Annotated in this window: 2 protein-coding genes; both read left to right on the top strand. The window is 60.8% G+C overall.

What is annotated here, in order from left to right; translation table 11 throughout:
- Positions 1–139: 139 nt before the first annotated feature.
- Positions 140–961, top strand: coding sequence for a ZIP family metal transporter (locus AC1VS5_RS09535; protein ID WP_329739343.1), 822 nt, complete (start codon positions 140–142; stop codon positions 959–961).
- A 235-nt stretch (positions 962–1,196) separates the two neighbouring features.
- Entirely contained in the window at positions 1,197–2,054 is an 858-nt protein-coding gene (locus AC1VS5_RS09530; protein WP_481218468.1) for an HAD family hydrolase, read from the top strand.
- Positions 2,055–2,475 lie beyond the last annotated feature (421 nt).

The following is a 2,475-nucleotide window of genomic DNA, read 5'->3' as shown; positions in this document are numbered from 1 at the left end:
AGTTGAGATCTCGATGGGCGGGATGTCCCCGGTGTCCATCAATCAGCATTTTCCTGGCGGATTCTTGTGGAGCGCCGCGGGTCCGAATAGGTTCTTTCGTGTAAACCGGGTAGGATGAGTGAAGACGAAAGGACCGAATATGTTTGATGCTTCGACGTTGCAGGCGCTATCTTGGGCCGCGTTTGGCTGCGGTTTCACATGGCTCATGACCACTGCGGGCTCGGCCGTGGTGTTTTTCACTGGCAAGGACCCCGAGAAAGGCAAGCTCACCCATCACATCTTCCTCGGGTTCGCCGCGGGCGTGATGATTGCCGCCAGCGTATGGTCGCTTTTGAACCCCGCCATCGAGCAAGCGGAGGAGATGGGGCAGATCGGCTGGATTCCAGCCGCGGGCGGTTTTCTCTTGGGAGTTGCTTTCCTTATGGCGCTCGATTCGCTCTTGCCGCATTTGCATGCGGAAAGCGATGAGCCCGAGGGTATCCAAACCAGCTGGAAGCGCACGACGCTTTTGGTTTCCGCTGTGACACTCCACAACATCCCCGAAGGGATGAGCGTTGGCCTGCTGTTTGCCATGGCTTCGCAGGCGCAGGGGGTAGCAGGAGAGGCGTATCTGGGCATGGCCTTCGCGCTGGCGCTGGGCATAGGCCTGCAGAACTTTCCCGAGGGCGCTGCCATTTCGCTGCCGTTGCGTCGTGAGGGCATGAGCCGCGCGAAGGCGTTCGCCATGGGGAGCCTTTCCGGCATCGTCGAACCCGTATTCGGCATCCTCGTGGTCTTGGCGGCGGGGTGGATCAGCCCCTTCATGCCGTGGCTTCTCGCCTTTGCCGCGGGCGCGATGATATACGTGGTGGTCGAGGAGCTCATTCCCGAGGCGCATCTGGGCGAGCATTCCAACGTTGGCACGCTCGGCGTGATCGTAGGCTTCGTGGTCATGATGGTCCTGGATGTCGCGCTGGGATAGATAAGGGTCGAGGTGCCGGGAACGAAAAGGCGCCGGTTGCCAAAATGTCCGCCAAGCCTTATTAAACGTTCATCATCTTGTTCAGCGATTCGTGCGAGAATGGCGTATGTGTGTCGCAGCGGTTTGGCTGCCGGCACCGTCCGCCTGCCATGCGGGCCGGGGCTTCGCGCGCTCGGTCGACGTGATAGCGACGGTATCATGTATCACCCTCGACGTGGCTGAACCAGGAGGACCCATGATCAAGCTCTTCGCGAGCGACCTCGACGGCACACTTTTCAACGCGTTTCACAACGTCGACCGAACCATCCTCGACGCTGCGCGGGCCATCGTGGCAACCGGAGCGCATCTGGTGCTCGCGACGGGGCGCACGGTCATATCTGCCCGGGACCTTGGTTTCGAGGATGTGCCGATTGAAGCCGTGGGGTCAAACGGCTCCATCATTCGCGATGGTGCGGGGGAGATTATCAAGACGTTCCCGCTTGATCCGGCGGAGCTCGAAGACCTCATGCGCTCATTTCCCCATGTGTGCTTCGACTGCGTGGCGCCAGAGGGTTCTTATATCACGGGCACCCGCGAGGACCATGAGGCGGGATTCCGCCGTGACGGTTTGGTGCGACGCATCGTGATGCGTGGCATGCGTCAGCGTCGCGGCGGCGGAGGGGAGCGCCGTTTCTCCCAGTCGATGGGCGAGGTGCTCGCGCACGAGATATGTAAGGTCAACTGCCGTGTTTCGGACGACGGGCTCGAACGCGAGCTCAAAGCATATCTTGCCGAGCATAGCGATACGCTGGTTAATGCACCCTTCAACCCTGTGATGTTCGAAATCACACGGGTCGGGGTCAACAAGGGCGCGAGCGTCGCGTGGCTCGCCGAGCATCTTGGCTACGCCGAAAGCGAAGTAGCCGTATACGGTGACGGCGGCAACGATTTGGTGATGCTCGAGAGATTTGAACATGCTTATGCCACTGCGAACGGCAGCGACGAAGCCAAGCGCGCGGCGGGCACCGTTATCGGGCCGTGCTATCTACACGCCGTGCCGCGGCACATGTTGCGGACGCTCCGTCGCGAGCGCGGGCGCGTGGTAATCGAGTAGCTGATTTCCGCAATCGAGGCGTCGCCTGCTTGTTGGCGTGGCTGCCGCGGATTCAACCGGTTGGGCGGGACCGAAACCTTAGAATTTCGCGTCATCGAAGCAAAACTCCCGCCAAAGGATCGATTTTTATTGGGCCCGCCGGGTACAAGCGTCTGTTTGCCGGAAGAAAGCCCAGCTACAAGGGTTGCTTCCTATCGGGCTACTGCGTGGGGCGAGAGAAATTCGATCCTTTGGCGAGAGTTTTTTGGCGGCGGGGGCAATCGGGCATATGGTGACGGCGGATGCCTGCGGTGGCGGGGGAGCCTGCGGTGGCGAGATGCCCTTGGTGGCGGGGGAGCCTGCGGTGGCAGCGGGTGCCTGCGGCGGCTGTTGATGTGCAATATGAAATGGTCCGAATGAGCACCGGTTTCTGAGCAACGCG

Source organism: Enorma sp., from assembly GCF_982429025.1.
Note: the sequence above shows the minus strand (reverse complement) of the source record. Positions and strands in the feature narration are given on the sequence as shown.